The organism is Mesorhizobium sp. Ca11 (genome assembly GCF_020165275.1).
Classification (GTDB): domain Bacteria; phylum Pseudomonadota; class Alphaproteobacteria; order Rhizobiales; family Rhizobiaceae; genus Mesorhizobium.
This window is the reverse complement of the sequence record NZ_JAIUHU010000017.1, coordinates 58,297-81,062: the sequence shown is the minus strand read 5'-3', so window position 1 is coordinate 81,062 and position 22,766 is coordinate 58,297. Positions and strand designations below refer to the sequence as shown.

Annotated in this window: 11 protein-coding genes, 1 tRNA gene and 1 pseudogene; 7 read left to right on the top strand and 6 right to left on the bottom strand. The window is 58.5% G+C overall.

Going from position 1 to position 22,766, the window contains the following annotated elements; genetic code table 11:
• Positions 1-86 precede the first annotated feature (86 nt).
• On the bottom strand, positions 87-797 hold the full coding sequence (locus LB538_RS24710) for an SIMPL domain-containing protein (protein WP_224530391.1): 711 nt from the start codon (positions 795-797) through the stop codon (positions 87-89).
• A 218-nt stretch (positions 798-1,015) separates the two neighbouring features.
• On the opposite strand from LB538_RS24710, the gene LB538_RS24705 reads away from it, so the two are divergent.
• A tRNA-Ile gene (locus tag LB538_RS24705) sits at positions 1,016-1,091 on the top strand.
• Positions 1,092-1,513: 422 nt separating this feature from the next.
• Positions 1,514-4,621, top strand: a complete 3,108-nt coding sequence (locus LB538_RS24700; protein ID WP_224530397.1) for a DEAD/DEAH box helicase — start codon at positions 1,514-1,516, stop codon at positions 4,619-4,621.
• 105 nt (positions 4,622-4,726) lie between these two features.
• Here LB538_RS24700 and LB538_RS24695 read toward each other — a convergent pair whose 3' ends face one another.
• The 4 genes from LB538_RS24695 to LB538_RS24680 form a co-directional block, all read right to left on the bottom strand.
• Positions 4,727-4,975, bottom strand: coding sequence for a hypothetical protein (locus LB538_RS24695; RefSeq protein ID WP_224530399.1), 249 nt, complete (start codon positions 4,973-4,975; stop codon positions 4,727-4,729).
• Between the two features lie 22 nt (positions 4,976-4,997).
• Complete coding sequence (locus tag LB538_RS24690) at positions 4,998-6,983, bottom strand: hypothetical protein (RefSeq protein WP_224530402.1); 1,986 nt, start codon at positions 6,981-6,983, stop codon at positions 4,998-5,000.
• Positions 6,984-7,086: 103 nt separating this feature from the next.
• A complete protein-coding gene (locus tag LB538_RS24685; protein ID WP_224530404.1) occupies positions 7,087-8,250 on the bottom strand; it encodes a caspase family protein in 1,164 nt (387 codons plus the stop codon).
• Positions 8,250-9,440, bottom strand: a complete 1,191-nt coding sequence (locus tag LB538_RS24680) for a hypothetical protein (RefSeq protein WP_224530407.1) — start codon at positions 9,438-9,440, stop codon at positions 8,250-8,252. The genes LB538_RS24685 and LB538_RS24680 overlap by 1 nt, the downstream gene beginning before the upstream one ends.
• Positions 9,441-10,268: 828 nt before the next feature.
• Here LB538_RS24680 and LB538_RS24675 point away from each other — a divergent pair.
• Positions 10,269-13,574, top strand: a complete 3,306-nt coding sequence (locus LB538_RS24675; protein ID WP_224530410.1) for a hypothetical protein — start codon at positions 10,269-10,271, stop codon at positions 13,572-13,574.
• A gap of 197 nt (positions 13,575-13,771) precedes the next feature.
• Here the strand turns inward: LB538_RS24675 and LB538_RS24670 are convergent, their stop codons facing one another.
• Entirely contained in the window at positions 13,772-15,649 is a 1,878-nt protein-coding gene (locus tag LB538_RS24670; RefSeq protein WP_224530415.1) for a UvrD-helicase domain-containing protein, read from the bottom strand.
• Between the two features lie 329 nt (positions 15,650-15,978).
• On the opposite strand from LB538_RS24670, the gene LB538_RS24665 reads away from it, so the two are divergent.
• From LB538_RS24665 to LB538_RS24650, 4 genes and pseudogenes are all read left to right on the top strand, one after another.
• Positions 15,979-18,177, top strand: a complete 2,199-nt coding sequence (locus LB538_RS24665) for a hypothetical protein (RefSeq protein ID WP_224530418.1) — start codon at positions 15,979-15,981, stop codon at positions 18,175-18,177.
• Positions 18,178-18,254: 77 nt separating this feature from the next.
• A pseudogene (locus LB538_RS24660) lies at positions 18,255-19,190 on the top strand (transposase); the annotation flags it as partial.
• 963 nt (positions 19,191-20,153) lie between these two features.
• A complete protein-coding gene (locus LB538_RS24655; protein WP_224530421.1) occupies positions 20,154-21,299 on the top strand; it encodes an ROK family transcriptional regulator in 1,146 nt (381 codons plus the stop codon).
• Between the two features lie 133 nt (positions 21,300-21,432).
• Positions 21,433-22,707: an ABC transporter substrate-binding protein gene (locus LB538_RS24650; RefSeq protein ID WP_224530424.1), complete on the top strand. Its 1,275-nt coding sequence runs from the start codon at positions 21,433-21,435 to the stop codon at positions 22,705-22,707.
• The last annotated feature ends 59 nt before the right edge of the window (positions 22,708-22,766 follow it).

Here is a 22,766-nt window from a genome sequence, read left to right as displayed (position 1 = left end):
TCAAGATGAGGCGCGGCTCGAAAACGCCCCGCAGGATGATCCTGCGGGGCGTTTTGCTAACGGCATGTCCGCGGCTGGGCCGGATGTCACCTCAGCTCGAAGGTGACCGTGACCTGGACGTTGTAGGAATTCTCGCCGGCCTGCACGGGGACGGCCGAACGGGCCGCATCCAACGACTTGGCCGCCATCGGCATCGGCACCGGCGCGACATTCTGGTCGGCGATCTCGAGCACCTTGCCCAGACTGACGCCCGCCGCTTCGGCGAGGGTCTTTGCCTTGGCCATCGCGTCGGCGACGGCCTTCTTGCGCGCCTCGGTGATCGTGGCCTTCGGATTATCGTTGGTAAAAGCAATGCCGCCGCCCTGGTTGACGCCGAGCGACACCGCCTTGTCCAGAATCTCGCCGGTCTTGTCGACGTCGCGCACGCGCACCGACAGCGTGTTGGTCACCTGATAGGCGACGAGCTCGGCTTCCTGGCTGCCGTCGGCCTTGCTGGTGTAGTTGTAGCGCGGGTTGATCTGGATGCCGGCGGTCTGCAGGTCGCGTTCTGCAATGCCGGCGGATTTCATCGCCGCGATCACCGCCGCCATGGCGTCGTTGTTGGCGTCGAGCGCTTCGCGCGCGCTTTTGGCCTCGCGCATCACGCTGAGCGAAAGGATCGCCATGTCCGGCGCCACGGTCGCTTCGCCTTCGCCGGACACGATGATGCGTGGCGGAGGCTGGATGTCGGCGGCGCTCGCCAGCGCCGGGAACGCGACCGCGGCAGCGAGCGCGATGGGCAAAAGTTGTCTGGTCATGAAACTCCTCGAAGTCTGCGGTCCGCCCCCCGTGCTGCATCTGCCTCGACCCGCAAAGGGCGCCGATTCCTGCAGTGCGGTGCAAGGGCTGGACCTTTCTCGCGCCATATGGGCGCAGGCCGCTCTACGGCGCGAATATGGGCTGATTTTGGCGTTTTGCGCCAGAGCTTTCGAAAGCCTTGTGCGACGACAAGAAAAACACTAAGCCAGCCCGCGTGGGGCCTGTAGCTCAATGGTTAGAGCCGGCGGCTCATAACCGCTTGGTTGGGGGTTCGAGTCCCTCCGGGCCCACCAAAACACCAACTTGGTGTGGCTTGGCATCGTCAAATCGAAACGATCAGTGATTGTCGGTATCGGTGGTTGCGTGTCCCCGCAACCAATTTTATCATAAATCAATAACCGTCCCGGTCTAACCGGGGCGGTTTTGCGTTGTACGGGTACGCAATCGTCGCGGTGCGCCAGCCAGTATTTCACCGCTCCGATCCCTCGGGTTCACCGACGTGCCGGCCCGGAAAGCACACTATCCCATGTGGGCGCCACCCGAGAGTTCGCTGCGTTTGGCCTCGATACTATTTGCTCCAGTCAATTCCGAAGTGCGCTTTGAAACCATCGGATTGCTTGAGCCCGGTGCCGAATAGCACATTCCACGACGGCATTGCACAATATCTAGTCTGATGATAGGCATTGGATCCTACAGTTAGTAGGATTCCCGCATTATGAGCTTTCGTGGCGTCTTCATTGGGATCGACCGTTACGCGTCTGACGGTATCGGCTGGCTGAGCTGCGCCCGCCGCGACGCCATGGCGCTGGAAGCCCTTTTCAGCGATACGCTTGGTGGCGCGAGCCGCCTGCTTATCGACCAGGATGCAACCCGGGCAGGAATTGAAGCTGCTTTGGATGAGCTTGCCGCCTGCGCGCCGGACGACACCGTTGTCATCACCTTTTCAGGTCACGGCTCGCCAACTCATGAACTGGTCACTTACGATGCAGACATCCGGGCCCTCGCCGCCACGGCGCTGCCCCTGGACGATCTTGCGGCCTGCTTTGCCAAGATCCCCGCCAAACGGGTCGTTCTCCTCTTGGACTGCTGCTTCTCGGGCGGCATCGGCGCCAAGGTGCTGCAAGTCGAAGCAGTGGCGCGGCAGCTTGAGTCGGTCGATGCAAAATTGCAGCATATGTCTGGCGAAGGGCGGTTGATCCTCACCGCCTCCGGCGCCAACGAGCCCGCCTGGGAAAATCCGAGGATCGGCCATGGCAATTTCACGCATTTTCTGCTGCAGGCGTTGCAGGGCGTCGAGGAAGTCGTCGACGCCGGGCGGATTCCGGTGCTGCGGCTGCTCGAATTCGTCACGCGGCGGGTGGTCGACGCCGCTCGTCAATACGGTCATTCGCAACAGCCCGCGCTGCGCGGCACCATCGACAGCGAACTGGTCTGGCCGGTCTTTGTGGCCGGGCCGCGTTATGCCAAGGCCTTTCCGGAGCGGGTCGCCGCCAAGGCCACCGCCGACATCGCCAGCCTGGCGGCCTGGGGCTTTCCGGCGCCGGTTCTCAGCGCATGGTCGCAATCGATCCCGTCGCTCAACCAGCTGCAGCTTGATGCGATCAACGACTACCAGGTCCTGGACGGCGAGCATCTGGTTGTGGTCGCGCCGACATCTTCCGGCAAGACCATGGTCGGTGAGCTCGCCGCATTGAAGGGCGTCACCCAGCGCAAGCGGGCGATTTTCCTGCTGCCGCTGAAAGCGCTGGTCGCCGACAAGAAAAGGCATTTCAAGACGGTCTACGGCGATTTCGGCCTGCATATCGTCGACGCCACAGGAGAAACGGATGACATTTCGCCGGTGTTGCGTGGCCAGTATGACATTGCCCTGATCACCTATGAGAAGTTTGCCGCGATCGCGTTGACGACGCCGCATGTGCTCGAGCAGGCAGGCCTGATCGTCGTCGACGAGACGCAGATGATTGCCGACCTGTCCCGGGGCGCCAATCTCGAGTTCCTGTTGACGTTGATCAAGATGCGCCGGAAAGACGGCATCGAGCCGCAGGTCATCGCGCTCTCAGGCGTCATTGGCGACGTCAATGGCTTTGACAGGTGGCTCGGGGCGCGACTGTTGCGGCGGGATGAGCGTCCGGTTCCGCTCGAAGAGGGCCTCATCATGGGTGGTGGGGATCGCAAGTATCTCCATGCCGAGACCGGCGAAATGGTCGAAGAAGCTTCGATTGTGCGGCCGATCTTGTCCGGCAAGAATTCTAGCCAGGACCTGATCATTCCGCTAGCGCGCAAGCTGATCGGCGAGGGCGAGCAGCTGATCGTCTTCCGTGAAAACCGGGGCGCGACCCGCGGATGCGCTAATTACCTGGCGAACAGTCTTGGTCTGCCGCCGGCCCGCGATGCGATCGCGCGCCTGCCTGGCGGGGACACCTCGCAAGCCAGCGAGGCGCTCCGCACCGTGCTGGCCGGCGGCGTGGCCTTTCACAACTCGCATCTGAGTGCAGAAGAACGACGGATCATCGAGGAGGAGTTCCGCCGTCCGGATTCCGCATTGCGTGTCATCGTGGCCACGACAACGCTTGCCATGGGCGTCAATACGCCGGCGTCCTCCGTGATCATCGCCGGTCTACAGCATCCGGGCGATGTCCCCTATTCGGTCGCCGAGTATAAGAACCTGGTCGGCCGTGCCGGTCGTCTGGGATATACCGAACGCGGCAAATCCTATCTGGTCGCCATGAACTACCGCGACGCCGAGGATTACTGGCGCAACTACGTCCTCAAAAAGCCGGAAGATCTGGTGTCGCGCTTCCTCGATGCGAGCACTGACCCGAGATCCCTGATCGTGCGGGTGATGGTCGCCGGCGGCCGCGCCGCCGCAGGCGAGCGGGCTGGGATGACGGCCGAGCAGATAGCGACCTTCCTTGAATCGAGTTTTGGCGCTTTCCAACAGATGTCGGCCGGCGGGCCCTGGAACTGGGACCACGACGCGCTGCTGCGTGCGGTCGCCAATCTGGAGAGGCACCAGCTGGTCGAAGCACGCGAGGATGGCCGCCTCGAGCTCACCCCGCTGGGCCGGCTGGCCGGAGAAAGCGCTGTTGAGGTGTTGTCGATCATTCGACTGGTCGAATGCCTGCGGCCGCTGCGCCCGCAGGACATCAGCGACCCGGCCCTCATCGCCGCGACGCAGGCCACGCGCGAGCTCGAGCAGGTCTATGTCTACGTCAACAAGAAAACGCCGAGAGAGGCGCATTCCTGGATGGGAGAGCTGCGTGCCCAGGGCGTGCATCCTCATATCCTGCATTGCCTTGAGATGGACCTGAACGAAGCCCACGACGCGGCAACACGCGCCAAACGTGCGGTTGCGGCGCTGGCCTATGTGTCCGGTCAGGAAATCAGCGAAATCGAACAGCTGATGGCCAGACATGGCGGTCCGTTCGATGGGGCCGCGGGGCCGGTGCGCAACGCTGCCGCCCGTATCAGCGATTTGGTCGGCACGGCGGCAAGGGTTGCCGAACTGCTGCATCCGGACCTCGATCTTGCCGACCGGGTGGAACGCCTCAACATCCGCTTGACGCTCGGCATTCCCGGCGCCGCAGTGGATCTCGCCCGCCAGGCCGGCGCAACGTTGAGCCGTGGCGATTATCGCCGGCTGCTGAGAGGCAAGCTTTGCGATCCCGAAGCCATCGCTGCGGCCTCCGACGAGGAGTTGCTGGCATGCCTTGATGGCGATCGGGGCCGCCTGGCGGTGACACGCACGGCCGCCGAGATCGCTCTTGAGCGGCGGGAGTCCGCGGCGCGCCCAGCCGTGTCGCTGGAGCCCTATGCCGCCTAAGGCCGAAAATCGTCCTCAAGAATTCGCAGACCGGCCGCGGCAACGGCTACAATGCCGCAACCCCCTTTGGTCGAGCGCACGCCCAGATCGCCTCCGGGCGCCGGCTCAACGAGGCAGGCCGTCGATATGGATCCCGTCGACGATCTTCGACCAGTTCGGGTTCATGCGAATGCCCGATCCCGGATGAGTTCGCAGGAAATCCGCAGCATCGGTCAGTGTGGCAAAGGGAACCTTCGCCATGTTCGATCCAATCGACAGGCAGACGAACTGTCCTGCAAAAGGTCCGCGTTTTGCCACCTCGGCTGCGGCGACTACGACGCCACCGACGATTTTTTCTATCCGGTGAACGGGCATTGCTACCAACTCGTCGTCATGGCTATGCGCTGATGGAATCGCTGCGGTCGTCCCGAGGTTTTATGGGAATCTCCCCGCCATATCGCAAGAATCGCACCGAATAATTCGTCTGATCTCTCAATATAGTTGAAATTTGGAGCAGATACTCCTGCACGTCCGACAAAGGAACAGTCGCCATAATTACGTTTACACGCTTAATCTGCTCTCGTACGTCTGATTTGAGGCTGAGTTTTATTTTCAGTATTTTTGAGAGATGCACGTCCGGTGCAAGGACCTCAATTTCCATGAGGGGCTGGGTCAGCCTCGCCCCCATGTAGCCGAGCGCTTCGAAGTAGCAATTTCGAGCCGCCTGTTCAAACGCCTGGTCGGAGGAATCGACGTCGTGGTAGGCCCCGTCGATCAAGGTCGCTTTGAGGCCGACCACGGGTAAGCCGCGGATCGGCCCAGCTTGTATAGCGCTTTTGAGGCCTCTCTCGACCGCTGGGATGAATGCCCGCGGCACCGCACCACCGGTAATCTCTGAGCGAAAGATAAGCTGATCGCTGTCTCGCTGAGGCTCGAAGAGGATGGTGACACGGGCATACTCATGCTCTGTGCCGCTGTGGTTTCGGTATGTGTAGGAATGTTCATACGAATGCGTGATTTGCTCTCGAAGCCCCAGTCTACGCTCCAGTCTTTCAAATGCGCGTAACGAATCATCAGTCAGGATTGGCGGAGTTGGTTGCCCGAGCGCCGGTGCACCGGGTTGCTGAACTACCGTGAACTTGCCGTTTATCATGACAATCTGAATGCGATACGGGTTCCAAGCATCAGTCGGAAACTTGTAACCGGGAAAGTAGGGCGAAATGCCCCAAAAGGCTTCCAGCCCGCCGGCATCAGCGCCGAAGTCGAGAAATTGCCCAATATATCGTCGTTGGATCTCCTCCTTCTTCCTTTTGGGCGCCCGCGAACTGAAACCGTAGCGGTGCAACATCTGTGACAGTTGCGAACGGCTGCGTGCGAACAGAAAGCAATGGCTCGAGACGGCCCTATGCAGAAGCTCTCTGATGAGCGTGTCCACTTTTTCGCTGGGTTGTTCCTGCGCAGCGTGAGCGGTCGCCAAAAGCAGCGCCGTGTCGCCAATATCGGGAAGCAGTCGGTAAAGGTTGCGCAGCCATTTTATCGACAGCTTGGTCGGCGCAAAACGGTCAAGAAAAAGAGCACCAAGGACTGCCGAGGTCGAATTGTCGTATTTCTGACGGAACGCGCGGATCGCCGCAGATATGTTGGCGGCTCCACTCTCCGGCAAGAGCGACAAGGCATCAGGCAGCGCGGGTGCCGACAGGCCGGCCAGCAGGTCTGCCAGCGCGGGATCGCGTGGCATCGGGATGGCCACCGGCACCCGAATGGATGAGGGGTTGTTGATTCGGTCGGCGCCGCCGGCCAGGTCGACGCCGGCCGCGACAAAAGTGATATCGACGCCGCCGGCCAATGGCGGGACGACCACGATTGAGCCGAAGCCGCCTTCGTTTAGCAAACCAATCGCTACGGGAAATTCGGCAGTCAATGCGATCTTCAGCACGTCGCCGTCGCCGACGATTTGAGGATCACCAAAATGGTCATAGCCGTGCCAATAGCCTGCGCGAAAGGCCCAGCCGACCAGTTTCAGGCAGCGTCTGCTGAACGCGATCGATGAGAAATCACCGAAAATCGAATCGGGACCTTCAGGCTGGCGCCGGTGGGCCTCGAGCGAGCGCATCGATCTTGCCGTCAGGCCCTGTGACCATGATGCGGTCGACTCCAGGCCGAAGCCTGCCTCCGAGCCGGCTGTGCTGTCGTCGAGGCCGCGGCTGGCCGGACGTCGCCGCGAACCCGGCCTGGTAGCTGGCAGCGCAATGAGGGCTTCGCCGCCGAGAGGACCGACGTCGGCGGCGACCACCAGCTGGTCACCCGATGGGCGGGTGGCAACGACTGTATACTCGCCGGGCGCAATGTCATCGACGCTTGCCCAGAGCCGCGACGACGACATGCTCAGCCTCTGACCAACCCTGCGGCCCCTCTCGCCGATGATCTCGACCGAGAGCGGTCCGATTGGAGCTGCCAGGCGAAGGGTTAAGTGCGCCACAGGATCCTCAAAAGTTGACTTCCGTGAGAGGGGGTAGGGCCATGCGTTCGCGTGATTCAACGGCTTGCTGGGGCCACTGCGCATCCACACGATATTTTTCGAATGGTTCGACGATGTGGCGAAAACGCTCCTGCGCAGTCGCGCCCGCGGCCTGGCCGGCCACCCGTGTTTCATGCTGATAGATGTCGAGATTGCACTGCTTGAGCCGCAGCGCAGGGTCGCTGGTTACAAGCAGCGTGCAGGCCGCGGGCTTATCGCGCACCATCAGGCGTGGAATGTCAGGCGCGTCACTCGAGGTCAGCCGTGAGAATGTATAGTAATCGCGATCCTGCGGCGGCGCGACGCGGTAGCGGTAGGTCGACATCGCGTTTTCGAGGCTCTGCAGGGTGATCCACCAGCGACCGTCATTGGCCTGGTCGCGGAAGCCTGCGTCCTGGCAGGCCTCGACAAACACATCCATGAGACGAGAGCGACCGTCCTGCCGGCCGTAAGCCTCCAAACCCAGCGAGGCGGACGCGATCGTTGCCTGGATCAAGGGGCCATGAACATCAATCATGGCCGTTCTGAGCCCGGACGTCGTCGAGACCAACGGGTTGGGGGTTGGGTTGGCGTCCCGCAACGCCTCGGGCGGAATGTTTGCGCAGCAATCAAAGATCAGCCATTGCTCACGCGGGGCCTTGTCACCCAATCCTTGAGCGAAGGCATCGAGCGAAATGGCCTTCGGCCAAGGCGCATCTTCGTCGGAACCGAAATCGCTGGCCAAGAAGGTTTTGGCGACCGACGGCAGCCAGATACCGTGGCCGCAACAGTAAAAGATCAGCGTGTCGCTCGCCATGGCGCCATCCAGCCAGCTTGTGCGCGCCGCAATGATGTTGTCGAGCGTTGGCGCTTCGACCTTGACCGGACCGACCCCTTCGACGCCAAAAGTCACCCCGTCTGGATCTTGCGCGGTGTTGACCAGCAGATCGACCGAGGCAAGAGGCTTGCCCAACATCGGCCGCCAATCGGTCAGGATATGGGCGGCGAACTCGACCGCGCTGCGGGCAGCGCTGGCAATATCGGCGAGCTTCGGGACCTTGGGTTTGGAAAGCTGAGCCAGAGGATAATGGCCGGCGCCCAGCACCAGGACCCTGACGCTTCCGCCGGCCTGCGGATTGGTGAAAATCCGCATCAGAGAAGGCCACCTTCCTGCAACCGGCTGCGCATGCGTTTGTAGAAGCTCGGCCGCTGGAAATACGCCGAATGCGCGTGCATCAGGTCGGTTACCGTATCGTAGCCAAAATCGCGCACGCCCTCGAACATCGGGCCGCAGCGGAACGAAAACACGTCGGTAAAATCATAGACATTCATCCAGCTCGCGAGGCCGTCAGGCATCGGCAATTTGACGCCGCCCTGCGGGCGGTGCGGATAGAGGCCGAGATCGGCGAAGAAGCCCGCCTGGGAGCCGACGGTGAAGAGGGCATCGATAGCGATCGGACCCGCCTGCGACTCGATCGATGCACGGGCCTCTTGATCCGTCAAAATATCGTAGAGCAGCACGCCGCCCAGACTGTGCCCGACCACCACCAAAGGTTCATGCGAAGCCGATTTTGCCTTGCATGCCGCGATCAAGGCATCGACGATCGGCTTGAAAATACGCTGGCGTGTTCCGTTCGGGCCGACGTCGTCGCGGCCGCGCAGATAGACAAAGATGTCGCCGAGGAACAGCGCGACACTGCGGCTGAGATCGCGACGTTTGGCCTTGAGCGCGAGGTCGCTCACGCTGTTGCCGACAAGCCCGGCAAGGTGTCCCAGCGCGTTGCGGACGGCATTGCCGACTGCAAACGCTTGCCTGTCACCCTTGGATGCAGCCAACTCAGCTTCAAGAGCGTCCGCGAAGGCCAGATTATCCGGGGCGGTGAGGGCATCGATCGGCAGTGGCGTCGACGTCGCGACCAGACCTTTTTGTTCGAGATAAGTGCCTGCAGCCAGCGCCAGCGCCATCGCCTCGCCCTTGGCCGCGGCCTCCGGCAAGTGCAAACCGGCAGCCTCGCGAACAGCGTTGTCGAGCGCCGCCATGGCGATCAGGTCGATGGCCTGCCCGGCGTCTCGGCCGGCCAAGGCGCCGAGGCGGATAACGGCATCGCCGGTTGCGCCGGCAACGACACCGTCGCCGCCAAAGGCTTGGTTGCCGTCGGCGCTGGGCAGCCACGGCATCGCAGCGTCGAAACTGACGCCGGCGCTTCCCCAGTCGGGATTGAAGATGGCGATGTCTTGCGACCCAAACACGAGCGATCGAAAAAGGGCATCGCGTTGGACAATGGCGGCTCGATATTCGGCGGTCGGGCGCGTGGCGACACCATGGACGAACACCAAGGGCATTCCCAACTCCCTTTGCAGATCAGCGACCCGGTTAGTACATGCGCTTGTGTTCTATCATGACCTATCGCAATAGACCTTGCCAAGTGGCAGTATTGCCTGGCTGCGCCGCCAAGAATCGCCGACGATCATCGTCTGGACGTTCCTTCAACCCGCGCAACCTCTAGCTCGGCTGGTTGGCCTCAGGCCCAGCCATCATACCTGGCGTCAGCGTTGTGGATTTGGCGAGGCTTGGCGTGGTGCTCAACCTGGTGACCTTCTTGGCGACGGTCTCGAGTCCTGGTCGTTCTGCACTGCAGCTCTCGGACATGCTCGGCAGGTATCGCAGGATCGCCAGAACACCAAATCCATGCGGCTGGCTGAAGCGTAAGGGAATCCTTGTTACGGATCGGTTTAGCTTACCTGATAGGCAACAGCCGGGCGAACCTGTCTAGAAATGTCTCTAGAGGTCTCGAATCCTTTTGATCTAAACTATTGCCTATGGACATAGATTCCGACTCAACAACTAGAGCGCGTTTAGAGGCAATCACCGACGAGGGCCAATTTGAGGCCTTTGCGGCTGCAGTGTTGCGTCAGGCCGATCATCGGTATCGCAATCTGATTGAAATGGGCACAAATGCAGCTCGGAGGCCAATAGCATCGCCCGTCGATGGCATGTTGCTAGTTCCTCGATCGGATCCGCCGCACTTTGTATGCTTTCACCATACGACGACCGGCCAGTCTCGGCTTCGTACAAAGTGGCTATCAGACGCGGGAGAAGGGGATGTTGCGAAGACAGTCAGAGTTACAAAATTGATTTGGGCGACCGTTCCCTCTGGAATATTCACTCTTGTGCTCACCACCAATCGCCGAGTGCCAGTCGATCTTTTCAGCGATGTTCAAGCTGCCGGCGTGGTGGCTGGAATCCATATAGATATCTGGGATCAAAGCCGACTCGCTGATCACCTGGATCGGCACCCCGAAGGACAATGGCTTAGACGTGAACTCGGTTTTGCTCCAAATCACCTATCTGCTTCAGCGCTCCGTTCGGCGTCGCATAAAAGCCTGGCGTCTTCGGATCTACGCGATGGCCAGCAAAACTATGTCGGCCGGCAGGTGGACGCCGAACTCGCCGATGCTGTTGCCGGCCGTTCGGGAGTTCTCTTTTTCATCGCAGAATCCGGGCAGGGTAAAAGCTCCAGCGTCCAAGCTCTCATGCGCCGACATATGGAAGGTGACGGATTTGCACTAGTAATCCGGCATGAGGATCTTGAGCGCTCGCAGACGCTGGAAGACGCCCTGGAGATTGTTCTAAAAAGGCATATCCCAAGCCTTGCAACCGGTTGCGGTGCAGAGGCGCTTCAATTGGCATCACCCGAGCGCACGCTTTTGACGACGGTGGAGGACGTCAATCAAGCGAGCAATCCGGCTGCTCTTGTTGAGCGCCTGGCAGGGTGGTGCCTTACAAGTCGGAATTCAAGCATGGACGAGCGACATGATCATCCACAGCAAACAACTGCATGGAACTTGATCTGTCCCCTTTGGCCAAAGGTGGTTGACCAACTGTCCGAGCGTTCCCGCAAAATCGTCCTTCAGCGCTCGCTCTTCGGAGGACCATTCAAACCGAGCGAGGGTGCCGCTGCGGTCCTTTCACGCACGAAACAACTCAATCAGGTTCTGACATTGGCGCAATGCAGCGAGACAGCTAGGGCGCTTGGTCATGATCCGCTTCTAATAGCTCTCTACGACGCTAAGGTCACCACCAGCGTTGAAACGGTGATGCGCGACTTTGTCATAGGTTGTATCAGAAGAGCCTCGTCGTTCGATGGTCAGTTTGCCTCCTCGGACTACTTCGACGCACTATTCGGCTTAGCCACAAATATGTTGGCCAAACGGATCTTCGAACCCCGTTGGCGAGAGGTTCGGGACTGGTTCACGAACGACGATAGGGTGGTCCAAGCGTTAAGTAGCCTATCACACCGGCGGGAACTCATTTGGCTGATTCCCCGCGGCGACGATGATTTGGTCACGTTTCGTCATGATCGCGTCAGAGATTACCTGCTAGCAGATTCCATTGCTCGCATGATGCAGTACAGCTCGCTTCCGGAAGAAATACTGTCGGAACCATACTTTTCTGAGTTGATCGCTTCAGCTTTGGTGTCGGATCGCGGTGTTGAACGTTCCTGGGTAGAAAAGGTCGAGGACAAAAGTCCGCTTGCCTTGTTCTACGCCCTCAAGCTAGTCGGCCAACGGCAAGTTGCGGCGGGTGGTGAAATCGTCGTTGCGATTGAACGTTGCCTCGTTCGGGTGGGAGCAAAGGCAAATCGCTATCGACATTTGAAGGCGGCCGCTGTTGCAGCCCTCGCTGGCACGGATTCTTCGATCGTACTGTCCTTAGTCGACAAAATCGAGCGCTCCTCATTGAATGCGACCATGGCAAAGTTCCGTAACGGAGACTTCGCGGCCGGAGCGCGCCTTTGCTATCAAGTCGACCCCGGTGTCAATTCATCATGGCGAGACCGTCTAATCGACCACGTCAAAATCAAGTTTGGCCAGGCACTGATCGACGACATAAGTCGCCAGCTGCGAACTTGTGCTCCTGGAGCAGAACGGATTGGTGTCCTGAACCTATCAGGATTCGTTGGGTCTTCCGATCTAGCGGGACCAATTTCCGAAGCATGGGGGAGCTACAGCGCGGAGGAATTGAGTGCCTTCTTGTGGGCAGCGAGCCAATGCGCGTGTGCCGGTAAAGCCGAAGTTCTTTTGAGGCCAATCTGTGCAGTTTGGGCTCAGCTCCCTGACGATGAACAGATACGGCACATGGAGAGGCGTTCAGGGATCGCAGCTCACAGCGTCAGGTGGGGGATCGCCAGAAATGGCCTTCCTGAAGCGGCACTTTCATTCTTTTTATGGCGTGCGCAATCGACCGACCTGTCTTGGCCCATTACGTTCATGCTCCACGGGTACGACCACCCGGACGTGGTCGAGTTCCTCGTTAGGACTGCAGGCCATAACTCGGGCTTCAATTTCTCACACTTCTGCGAGCAGTGGGACGTTCGTTGGCCTGGCCGCCATGGGAAGGCGCTTCGAAAGCTCTCTTTGGAACGATTGCACCAGATTTGGTCGGATGGCGAAAATGACGATGAGCTAAGGCGCCGTGCCTTTCGTATGTGGAGTGGTAGCGTCGAAGTTGACCTCTTGCCCTTGCTTCGAACGATCGACACAAACTCCCCTTTTTTCGCGGATGCATTACGGGTGCGACTCCTGATGCGGGACATGGAGTCTTACGATGCGTTCAAGCACGCGTTGGAGGGTGAGGAATATCGCAGTTACTGGTGGCAATTCACCCGGAATTTTTGGCTGCCCTCATTTCTTAAGCTCTTGGAAGCTGAACTAGAGCGAAGAAGGGATTTCATGACCGCGAACCCGGATAAGCGGGACTTCGAAACGGATTGGATAGTGTCTGAACTGATACAAAAGTTGCCGACAGATCAGGCTGAAGGACTTTTATCGAAGCATTGGGTTCATCTTGGCCATACCGACAATTTCGTGTGCGTGGCTCTGTTCGTGGCTACGGACCGGTCGCGTGCGCTTGCCGAAAGTACCGTGACCTCCACCGAAGATCCTTCGAGCTTTCTAAGGCACGTGGACTTTCAGTTTGAATCTGGGGGATTCGAACGAAGCGAAAAGTGTCTGAAGGCCTTGGAAAGCCTCATTCCCTATCTGAATTCACTAGACGAGGATACAATTGGACGGCTATGGGATCTTTGCAATCGACACCGCTTGTTTGAATGGCGTCGACGATATCTAGACGAATTGGTCGCGTCAGACGATCGTCGAATCGAAGGCCTCAATCAGAAGAAATTGTTTACGCAATTCGACAAAGAAGTGGACCATCGTTCTTTTTACGCGGGACTTCTCGTGGAACAATTCGAGGCTCGCGGCGATCGTCCTTCCGATCTTCTAGACGTCGCGCTCGCTTGGCTCAAAGACCGTAACACCATCGATGCCTTTGATCTGGTAGGTCATATTTTTGTCGCAGCTGGGACGAGATCTGATTTCAATAGATTCCATAGGGTGGAAATTGAGTCTTCATCCCAAATTGAAGACATGTTGGCCGACTTCCAATTCGCGCTAAAGCGACGAACCTTAGTTTAGTTGATCGAACGCAAAAGAGGCGCACGACTGTTTGGCCGATGCTGCGTTCGTCGAAGCCATGGGATGTGAGCCGACGCTGGTAAAGATATGAACCGCCAAGGGCGTCGAAGCAGTAGAGTTCCGCTGGATCTGTCCTAGGAAGAAATTTCTTAAGGGGCTGGTTCCTGAAGTCGCCTTGCCTCGAAATCTGGCCCTCGCTAGCGGCCAAAGAGACGCGAGAAGAAGCCACGCTTGGCTTGCCTTTGAGTGCTACGCTGCAATTGCGCTTGCTGGCTGTTTGGCTCAACCGGTTCCTTCCAGTCGACGGGCCGTGCGAAAACGGAGTTGGTCAGCACACGAGCAGCCAGCTGCGATGATATAGCCGAGGCCCACCGCGGCTCGGCATTGTCTCCCATTACAGGGATTTCAATAGCCTCCTTCGCGCGCGTGACCGCGACGTAGAAAAGTCTGAGTTCCGCCGCGTCCTCCCGCTCTCGATCGGCCCCCTCTCTATGCCCCTTTGCTGCGCGGGTCTTCAGGAAGTCGTCCATAAGTCGAACGTTCTTCCATTCTCGTCCCTTAGCTTTATGGGCCGTCGAGATTACGATATCCGCCTGATCCTCACCCACGGATTGATTGATAGCCCACAAAAGGCGCTTTTCGCCCTTGCTTTGCACCAGGTTGACGAACATGGTCAGGTGCTCGCCCTCCGCGGTTTTGGCGAAGTCGACCACCGACTCCCAACTATTGAACCCGAAAAAGTCGGCGACGTCTGTTGGGCGCCCTTCCTTCAAGTCTCGCACCCCCCATAACAACTCCTTGAGGTCGTTGTTGTCGCCAACGAGATGGGGTTTGCGACCTTCGTCAATGCACTCGATCAGCGCAGTCATGACGTTCGCATTGGTTCTCGCCAGAATGGCGTTAGGCTTGCAAGTCCCGACCCTGCTCGACAAAGCCGGGTTGCCGGTCAGTGCTACGCTTTCGCCGAGTCGCTGCAGGATGCGGGATGCCTCGTGGGCAATCTCATGACCAAACCGAAACGACTGCGTCAAGCTCACGACGGCATCGGTCTCGATCGCTTCCATCGCATTAATCGCGCCACGCCATTCGTAGATCTGCTGATAGCGATCCCCAACGTAGACAAGTTGAGCGTTTTGCCTCTTCAGAACGTCCAGGACCACGGGATTGGTGTCCTGTGCCTCATCGAGAAGAATGTAGTCAGCCGCAATCTGCGGCTTGGCTAGCCCCCAAAGCTTTAGAAATCCGTCAAAACCCAGCGGGATCGGGTCCTTCGCATCGCACATGCGCCCCCACAGATGCTTGGCGTTGTTGCGCGCAAACTCCTTCACTGCATTTAACGTTTCATCGCTCGCCGCAAGCAGCGATCCGTGACGCGGTACATGCGCGTCAGAGATTTCCTCGTCGCCGCTTTGCGCAAAACGTCTTACAGTCTGCTGGATCAAATAGGCTTGCGACACCGGCTGCAGAGAGTGGTCACGGTCGACACGCCATGCCTTCTTGAGTTCAAGTATCTCTGCGAGCTGCTTTGCGCTGACCTTTCCGGCAAACTTGTCCTTGGTTTTCTTGTAGTCAGAGTGAAGCGACTTCAGCGCCAGGCTATGAGTTGTCGAGCAATCCACCGTGGAAGGAAATTTCTCGCGGGCATCTCCCACAATCGCCTTGTTGAAAGCAATGTATTGCCCACGACTGCGGGTTCCGTAAGCAAGGAACTGCAGCGTTGAGGTCTTCCCCGTACCGGCATAGGCATTGATGCGGAGCGATCCGCCAGAGAGGAAGGCGTCGATTGCCTGTTCTTGCTCCGCGGTGGGCTTGCGATCCCCTCGCTTAGCCGGTGCCTTCGTGTGCACAACGCCGGCCTGTTTCTTGGAGGCTTTGGGGGCTTGTTCGAAAAGATCCGCTTGCTTGACATTGAGTGCAGATTTGGCACGGGCCAATAGCTTTCCTGCCCGAGCGGTACTCCTGACTGCTGCCTCACCCACGATGGCCTTAATAGCCTTACTGTCTCCGTTCGCCGTGGCCTTCTCCAGCATCGTCTCAAGCTGGTCGATCCTCAACGAAATAAAAGGTCGCTTCATGCCAAATCCCCCCGCTAGAATTCGTCCTTAAATGGGGTCGAAGTCAAGGTCGAGGCCGAGGCCGTCTAGCGATTATGAGGTTGAAGAGTTGGCCGTTTCAGCGAAGTAGGAGGCGATACGGTCTGGTGGCGCCAGGATTAACCAGATCAGTGAAATTAAAGCATCTGGACTGGAATGGTCTTTTTAGACTTTGCTAATGCTGACGCCAGCCTCGCGTAAGTTGAGCACCCGCCCTTTTCTGCTAAGAAACCGGAATTTGCCTGACGGCGTGTCGCCATCTAAGAGACATCGGCGGGACTTGAAGCCTGTGGTTTGGGATACCCTTCTCGATGGCACAAGAACAAAGCCTTGAAGACCGCCTTGCTTTGGTTTCCCCCAAGTTACTGGCGGCCGAGGTCTGGCTACCGACCTTGGCATGCCTAGACAAGGTCGAATTGTGTCAGGCGCTGCGGCGGGAACTTTCCCAGGTCGGCGACCTCGCTTTGAGGGCCATTGCGGTCGGCAAGACTCAACAAGCCGTGAACTGGCTTGCGCTCGGATTCTATTGCGATCCGTCGATTGCGAGAGAGGCTTTGGGAACCTCGGGGGCCTTTCGCAGTTCGAAGTATGGCTACAAGGCCAAGAGCCTCTTGGACGTTTTGACCGCTCTTGAGCAGACGGGCGCGGAGTTGCCTTTATCGGAGGAGGTTCGCACATATCTCTCATCGGTGAAGGCGCTAGCCAATCTCGCCATTCAGGTTCACCATTTGGACCAGACTCTTCGGCAGTTTCTAAGGCGCAATGCCGACACCGCGTTAAAATCAGTCATAGCCAGGGTCGATGCCATATTCATGACTGGCCACCAGGCCGACCATGGAGCAAACACGGAGGATGTCGGCTTCTATTCGAAGGAAGATTTGGCTGAAGGCGCATCCTACATCGTTCATTGCATTGACACCGAGATCGGCATCGAAACTAAGCACTTTAACAAGATGGCCGAATCGAAGATTTCGCGCGGAATTTTCGACAAGCTAATCGTAAAGGCTTGCAAGATCCGTCGGTATTGCGAGGCAGAAATCCTTGTCGATGCGTTCAATTATCAGGTTCACACGAGTAAGGGTAAATCTATCGTTTCAGCGCCAACGCCTGAATTGGAAAAGAGTATACGATTAGGATATATACAAGAAAATCAGGCGCGTAGCCGGATGCAATTTGAAAGAATAAAGACCATAAAAGGAGGTGTGATTTCTGTATTTGGTATCTCTGATGCATTCTATGATAGAATGCATGAAACCGTCGTCAAACTTGTCGAGCGTCCTTTTATCCGTTATACGTTTAATTTGCCGGACGTTCCGCCTTTGCGCTCTCTATTTTCGAGTGATGCTTTTACGGCGGAGGAAATAGTCTATCTGCGTGATGTCGTAAACACCGAACTGGCGACGTGGGAAGAGCTGGAGCGCTTCGAACTTCGCCCTGGCTTGTCGCTTCTTGACGTTGCAAAAGTCTACCGACTTTTCCTGTTTATCGCCCGCCTTGCTACGAGGCAACTAGAGCCTCTATTGAGCCATGACCCCGCCATTGCGTATCGCTCACTTATCCCGGTGTTTAAAGAAGGGGTGTTGAGAGGGCTTTTGGGTTGGTGCCTAAAACCCGAACAAATTGACGATGTGCTTGGCCTTTTATCCTGGAAGCCAGGTAGTGTAGGAGTGTTTGACCTCCAGTACCGGCCGATCATCCGCGGAGAGGATGGCCATCTCCTCGTGCCCCTGCATATCGCTGGGATGGCCAACTGGTACCGAAATCTCGTCCATACCGGAAAAAATCGCCTGACTGACTCGGTTGAACAGGAAGCCGCTTCTCGTGCGTTGACGCATGCCCTGCAGCGCCATTGCGAATACGTGCGAGCGGAATATGAGACCGTACTCAAAGGTCAGCGCATCGAGATCGATGCAGTCTGTCGGTTTGGGGAATACCTATTTCTGTTCGAATGCAAACATTCGCTGCTGCCCTGCAACGTCCACGAATTGAGGACTTCGTTCAAACACGTTCGTACAGGCGCTGGCCAACTCGGTCGCTTAATCCGGTTGCTCTCCGACCCGAAAGTCGAGGCCGAATTCTATCGTCGGTTGGGATGGAGCGTCGCTCCTGCGGACGAGATTGTGACTTGTATCGTCTCCTGCAATGGCATGTTCTCGGGCCTTCGGGTCGACGGACACCCTGTGAGACGATGGGCTGAGTTGCTGAACATGATTGAAAAGGGGGTTGTCAGAACCGTAGAGGTGTCGGTGTTCGATGACGGCTCTGGACTAGATGTCCGCACGGAGAATATCGTTGAGCGTAACCTTTGGAATGCTGCTCAGCTCGATCACAAATTCCTCTATCAATACCTCAAGGAAGATAGCCTCTCTGCGATGCTCTTCGACGCGATGGTCGAACATGAGGAGACCTTTTCAGTTGGAGATTCGGTACTCTCGTTTCGCAGCTATGCTCTCGATGCGAACGCGATCACGGATTCGATTACCGAGCTCTCGGACAACCCCTCAGCATAGGTTGGAATAAGCTAACGTGGCCGCGTAACACCCAGGCCAGACCGCGGTAGAAGGGTCCGCTGGCGATCCTGGGGCCGCTCCGCCTTGTTGGCCTCTTGGCGAAGTCGTTGTCGCCTTGGCCGCATCTGGAACTGAAGCGTTTCGACCTGCCGGCGAACTGCTAGGCGAGGGTGCATGTGCGCGCCCTGACGTCGGCGCAGCGCTACAGGACTGACAAAGCCGATGCTCTCCGCACCACCCATTTGGTGCGCGCGATGGGTTTCGCAAAGCCTACATGAAAATCGCAGAGCTGCTATCGGACGGAGTATCTCTTGACTCATCGATCCGACCTGAAAGCCTGCTTCCTCGATTTGGAGAACACCTCCCGCACTCGCTGAAGTCGTTCGGCATCCGGTTTTGTAAGGTCGGGCGAGGGGCTTTCGAGCAGGCGGTGCGCACGGCGGTGGCGGAGGATCCGCTATCGAGCGAGCTGATGGACGCCATGCTGTCGGCACGTGTAGCGCTGTGGAGGCGGTACTGCCGGCTGCACGATCTCATCGTCAAAATGGTGGCCCGCAGCGAACTGTGCCGACGCTTCATGGCAATCCCCGGCGTCTGCCCGGTGATGGCGCTTTCGTTCATGACGGCGATCGACGACCCGTCGCGCTTCCGCCGCTCACGCGACGTCGCTGCCTACTTCGGGCTGACTTTGTGGCGTTGGCACCTCGATCGACGTTCAGGGTCGCATATCGAAAGCCGGCGACGCCGATGTTCGACGCTCGCTCTAGGAGGCGGCGTCGGGGCTGATGACGCGCTTCAAGGGCACCGACAAGGTCAAGAGCTGGGGCCAGGCGGTCGCCAAACGCTCCTGCCACCGCAAGGCCTGTGTCGCGGTGGCGCGCAAGCTGGCGGTGATCATGCACGCCATGTGGAGCGACGGCACGCTCTATGTCGGCGATTCCGCGGCAAGCCAAGCGGATACCGGCCGGCGTGCCAATGACAGGGCCCGCAAGCTGCTGGGAGCGCATCGATGAGCAGAAAATCGACAGTTGAAACGCATGGCGTCGGCACGCTGACGGGCGCCATCTGACGCAAGGAATCCGTTCCGGCGGATGAGGACTGATGCAGACCAGGAACGACGGAAGGCACGTTATCTTGCCTGCGGCCGCGCCGATCGCGAGACGGCCGGACGGCGCCGGATTGCCTGTGACGATGCTCCGTCACTCCGATGGAAAAGTGCGCCACGACGGTTCCCGTGCTGCAAATAAGCAGTGCTGCTACGCCGTCGCAGAGCGCGCAAAACTGCACGGCGCATCGGAACTCAACGCAAGAGTACGGGATCTTGGCATAGAGCATAGAATAGTGTATTATCGTATATCTGAGAGGAAACGGCGGTAGAATGGAAGTATCGCAAAATACGGCCGATTAAGACGGCAAGATAAAAGGGTGCACATTGTGCTGCGGTCGGTTGGTTGTTTTTCCTACGATTTTACTCGGTTTCCGCACATTGTGAGTGCTTTATGCAATGTGTGGTTTTACACCAAGTAATTTGGCTTGCTTGGGAATTTGCACGTTGCGAGGCATGTCGATTTAACTCGCGGACTGCGATCGCTCAAGGGTTGTGGATGTCAGCACGACCCAAATGGCACCGCCGCCGCTTGCTCTCCAAATCTCCACAATGGGGCCGATAGCGGTCAGGCCACTCTCGTCCCGATCCAACCGTTCTCGCATTTGAAGTTCTGTATTGAAACTGAAGGGCCAAGCAGGCACAGGGCGTCAGTCCAATACCATTCCGCAGTTCGGCATCTAGCCCCTGTACCCGCGTTGGCAGAGAGGATTGCCGAGCCTGTCTGTGAGGTTCTAAGAAAATTAATCTCAGAAGATGGCTCCGAGATGATCGATTGCATCAAGTACGAATGTGCCAAATGAGCACCCCACTCGATTTGAATCGTGCAAACTCGTATCAAACGACGAGGATCCATCCCTCGGAGCAAACAGTGTCCGACAAAAACGAACCGTTCTTGACAGGAAGCGCTCGAGCGGTGTTCCGACGCCTGGTGGAGGACGGCCCTTCGACCAGGCCGCAGATCGGAATGGCGCTTGGCCTCTCGCGGCCGACAATGTCGGCTGCGATTGCTGAACTCGAGCGACTCGGCTACGTCGAAATGGTCGGCGCGATCAAGGGGCCACTGGGGCGCAGCGCGGCCCAATACAAAGTCGGGCCTGGTGCCGGGCATGTCATCGCGGTTGATGCAGGTGCGACACATGTGCGGCTTCGTGTCTCCACGCTCGACCGCAGGCAACTGGCGAACCGCATTCTGCGCTATCCTGAGAGCCAGCTGACGATCAACGAAGAGGTCAGCCGCGCCGTCGCATCCGAATTCACTGCCATTCGGGCTTCGACCAAACGAAATTGGGGACCGCTGCGCGCGCTCGGGCTCGCGGTGCCTACGCGTGTCGTGGGCCCGGACGGCGACGTCGAGGCCAGCCGGCAAGACGTCGTGTTTCGTGCATTCAACCCTCCCGCCGGTGTAGCGCTCGTCTTAGAAAACAACGTCAACTGTGCCGCAGTGGCCGAGCAGCATTATGGGGCTGCGCGCGGCATTACCAACTTTGCCTATGTGCAGATCGGGTTGAAGATCGGCATGGGCCTCATCCTGAACGATCAACTGATACGGGGGCGCAATGGCGCCGCAGGGGAGATCGGCCATCTGAGTTTCCCTTTTGCACCGGGCGCGGAGCCGCTGCCGGGCGAGGTCGAGCACTATCTCGGTACCCAGGCCTTCATCTCGCGCGTACAGTCGGACTGGACCACAGCGGCTGGACCGTCTCCGCGAGACACCGAGGAATTGCTCAAGCTTGCCGAAGCGGGCCACCCGGACGCACAGCGTCACGTTGCCCGCCACGCCTCGGATATAGGGGCGGTGGTCGCCGCCTGCGTCAGCGTGGTCGATCCCGGTCTGGTGGTCCTGGGTGGCGGCCTTGGAGCGTCGCCCCTTCTCTTGCCGGAGGTGCGCGAAACGGCGAACCGCCTTTCCTACCCGGTCGAAATCCGCAGCACGCATCTGGCCGCAGACGCGACGGTTCTGGGCATCGAACGCCTAGCCATCGAGACCGCCCTGCCTCTGGTCCTGGGCGAATAGCCAACACGGCCGCTTATTTCATTCGCGCTGTCGCAATAAAAGGCTTGACGGCGGCTCTTCCTTTTTTGTTAGTTAAGGTGCCTAACAAAGCACTGTCCGTTTTGCAGTTGTGAGGCATCAACGGGAGGAAACATTGAGCACGCTGAGCAAATTTCGGTTCGGCCTTGCCGGACTGGCGGCGCTGGCCGCGATCGGAACCGCCGGTGGAGCGGCGGCGGAGGACGTTACGCTTCAGTACTGGGTCTATTCCGACTTTGGGGAAGGCGAGGCACTGGCGCTCCAGCAGGAGTTCATCAAGGAATTCACTGCCAGGCATCCCGGTGTGACAATCAATATTGTCGCCAAGGGCGACGACGATCTGACGGCGGGCCAGGTCGCCGGTGCCGCGAGCGGAAACTTGCCGGATGTGTTCATGAACGCTCAGTCGGTGGGCGCGCAGCTGGTAGAAGTGCATGCCCTGGAGAACATCTATTCGAAATGGATGGCTATGCCCGAGAGCTTCCGGGCTCAATTCGATCGGGATGCGTTGAAGGGCTGCATGCCAAAGCCGGACGAGCTTTACTGCCTTCCTTATACGGGCTTCGGTTCTCTGTTGTTTCGCAACCTGACGGTCTTGGAAAAAGCTGGCGTCGACACGAGCAAGCCTCCGGCTACCTGGGACGAATGGTTCGCCCAGATGAAAAAGGTCAAGGATGCTGGAATGTATGCCATTCCGGACGAAACGCTGGTCTTCAATTCGATCGCCGAAATCTATGCGACTTCAGGTTCAACAGAGAGCTGGGGATTTGACTGGGCGAACAAGAAGACCAAGATAGATCCGGCGATCATGGCCAAGGTCTTGAAGAAATTTGTCGACATGAAGCCGCTCAGCAGCGGAACCAGCCGCAACGACCAGGCTACGAAGGACCTGTTCATCTCGAACCAAATCGCGTTTCATACCGTCGGGCCGTGGGTAAACCCGACTTATGAGCAGGCAGCCAAGGCCAGCGGGCTTAAATACGACTTCACGCTGATTCCTGGTGACGAACCTGGCAAGACCGGCGGCATCCGCAGCTACGAGATGGTCGGCGTCGCACCAGGCCCTCACGCGGACCTAGCTTTTGAATTCGCCGCCTATCTCACGGAGAAGGCGCAGATGGCCCGCTGGGCGAAGCTTCTGTCACGCTATAACGCCAACGCGGCCGCAATGGCCGATCCAGAGGTCGCGGCACTCCCGCTGATCAAAGTTTCGGTCGATGCCGCCCACGGCGCGATGGATGTGGCGGCGCCCTATTTCGTCGGCTCGGTCCCGAGCTGCTACAACTCGGAGGTGATCGACATGGCCTCCGCCACGGCGGACGGCCAGTACACTCCGGAGGAGGGCGCGAAAGAGCTGGTCTCGCAGTTGAACGACTGTCTGGCCCAGTAAAAGCGCCTCACGCGTAAAGCGCCTGCGGCTGGATCGGTCCGGCTGCAGGCTCAAACGGA